The following is a 2,916-nucleotide window of genomic DNA, read 5'->3' as shown; positions in this document are numbered from 1 at the left end:
TGGGTCGAACAACAACGGGAATGGGTGCAGTCGCAGCTCCTGGGTCATGGGGCCATCTTGTTTCGTGATTTTCACGTCAACGGTATCACCGATTTTGAGCAGTGTGTTACGGCTTTATCCGGAGGTGCGCTGGAATATCGTTTTCGGGCCTCACCACGCACGCAAGTAGGCGCGAATGTTTATACTGCTACGGATTATCCGCCGGACCAGAGCATTTTCCCTCACAATGAGCATGCGTTCTCGCCGGTCTTTCCTCTTCAGCTGTTCTTTTATTGCGCCATTCCGGCGCAGGAGGGCGGAGAAACTCCCATTGGAGATACGCGCCAGGTTCATCGAAGTATCGATCCGGAAATCAAGCGACGATTCATCGAAAAACAAATTATGTATGTGCGCAATTACGGTGATGGCTTTGGCCTTCCATGGCCGACGGTTTTCCAGACAGAAGACAAAGCTCAAGTCGAGGCGTACTGCCGGAGTGTAGGAATAGAAGTGGAATGGAAGAGTGGAAACCGACTGAGGACCAGGCAGGTGGGGCCGGCCGTCATGCGCCATCCAAAGACGCAAGAGTCGATTTGGTTCAATCATGGAACATTCTTTCACATCTCAACATTGGAACGAACCATCCGTGAAGCGCTCCAGCACGAGTTTAGCGAAGAGGATCTTCCACAAAACACGTATTATGGAGATGGGACACGAATAGAACAGGACGTGCTCGAACATCTCCGTTCAACCTACCAGCAAGCCATGGTTGTGTTTCCATGGCAGCAAGGTGATGTTTTGCTATTGGACAACATGCTGGCCCTTCACGGGCGCAGGCCTTTCAGCGGAACACGTAAAATCTTGGTTGCAATGGCGGAAGCCTGCCGCGGGGCCGATCTTGGCCTAAGAGCAGAGGAGGCGTGATCATGTCAGGGAGCAACGCACCGAATAGTATGGTCCAAGGCTATCGCCTCTCTTATCAACAAGAGCGTGTGTGGTTATTGGAACGAGATGCACGGTCAACGCGTCTCTTTGCGCGATGCCGTGTGATGCTCGACGGCTCGCTTGATCCAGCGGTGTTGAAAATGGCGCTTGAAGACATCCTGCAGCGCCATGAAGTTCTCCGCACCACCCTCCAATGTATTCCCGGTATGACGTTGCCCGTACAGGTGATCGCCGAACATGGTGCTTTGTCGCTTCAGCAATATGATTTGACGGAATGGATTCCTGACCTTCAGGAGGATCAGATCGAAGCGCATTTGCAAGCATTGCTAAATGAACAGGCCGATTCGATGAGCAGTTCGTCGATGCACGCTATTGTGATAAAGCTGAGCGACCTCAAGCATCTGTTGCTGATCGACTTGCCCGGCTACTGCGCAGATGGCATGACATTCAAGAATCTTATAGGCGAACTTGAATCAATGTACGAGGCCTACGCTCAGGGCGTCAGCGCCGTTTTCGATGATCCATTACAGTATGCGGACTTTGCAGAATGGCAACACTCGCTCTGGTCGGATGAAGCGGGTCAGGTCGGGCGCACGTATTGGCGCAAACAAGCGGAGACTGTCATCGGTCCACTCGGAAATCGCCTGCCCTTTGAGCGGCTATCCATCGGCGATATGAAACTCGATCTCAAGCAGGTACCCTTGGCCATATCGAAGAAGTGCTTGGGACAAGTTGATTCCATTGTCGAACAGAAGGCGGGTTCAAGCGCGACGTTTTTCTTGGCATGCTGGCGCATTTTGCTCCAGCGGCTCATGGGGCAAGAAGACGTGGTGGTCGGCGTGGGCTGTGACGGCCGCACGCATGACGAGATGCGGGGTGCCTTCGGGTCTTTCGCTAAATATCTCCCGGTGTTGACCACTCTGGCTCATGACGTTCCATTCATCACGGCGCTCGAAAGGATCGATAAGGCCGTGGCCGAGGCGTATGAATGGCAAGATTATTTTACGTGGGAGGACATCCAGAGCGGGACACAACGCGGTGATGGTTCTTACGTGCCATTTTGTTTTGAATTCGAGGGAGAGCAACCATTCCGCTCGAACGCCACTCTTTCATTCAGAATCGAGAGCAAAGAAACGTATCTTGACCGGTTTAAAATTCGATTCGTCTGTCATCGAAAAGAAGGTTCCATCGACGCTGCCTTACAATACGACGAATCGTACTATTCGGATGAGGTGATGGCATGTCTCGCGAAACAGCTGGAGATGCTCGTGAGTCAAGCAGCGTACCAACCGACGACAGTTATCGGCGATCTCCAGACGCTGGGCGAGATGGAACGTCACCAAGTGTTGCACACTTTCAATGACTGTCCCACTCTAGAGCGGCGCGAACAATGCCTGCATCACTTATTTGAGGAACAGTCCGCGCGTACACCGGACAGTATAGCCTTGGTATATGAGGAGCAGGCAATCACGTACCGAGAGCTTGATCGGAGGGCTAATCAATTGGCCCACTATCTGAAAACTCAGGGAGTCGGGCCTGAGACAGCCGTCGGAATTTGTGTGGAGCGCTCCCCGGAGTTGATCGTGGGATTACTGGGGATTCTGAAGGCCGGCGGGGCTTATGTCCCGATTGATCCATCCTATCCGAAAGAGCGAAGGGACTATCTCCTCGAAGATTCACGAGCTCCTATTCTATTGATTCAGGATCGGTTCCGCGAGGAGTTCCTTGGAACGCCGATCTCGGTTGTGAGTCTGGATTCGGAGACGCAGCCGTTCGAGGAATACAGCGGGTTCAAACCATCGACCCATGAGACTCCGGATGCGGTGGCCTACATCATCTACACTTCGGGTTCGACCGGACGCCCTAAAGGCGTACTGGTCACTCATCGTAACGCGGTTCACTCTACAAAGGCCAGGCTCGCTTATTACAACGAACCTGTGACCTGTTTCCTCTTATTGTCCTCGTTTGCGTTCGATAGCTCGGTGGCCGGGA

General features: G+C 52.9%; 2 protein-coding genes. Both read left to right on the top strand.

All coding sequences use genetic code 11. The annotated features are described in order from the left end of the window. A partial coding sequence (locus ACOSYY_RS09785; RefSeq protein ID WP_421662096.1) for a TauD/TfdA family dioxygenase occupies positions 1 to 903 on the top strand: 903 nt, incomplete at its 5' end. 2 nt (positions 904 to 905) lie between these two features. Further along, the coding region (locus tag ACOSYY_RS09780) for an AMP-binding protein (protein WP_421662094.1) at positions 906 to 2,916 on the top strand (2,011 nt) is incomplete at its 3' end.

It is taken from the genome of Nitrospira sp. BLG_2 (genome assembly GCF_049222245.1).
Note: the sequence above shows the minus strand (reverse complement) of the source record. Positions and strands in the feature narration are given on the sequence as shown.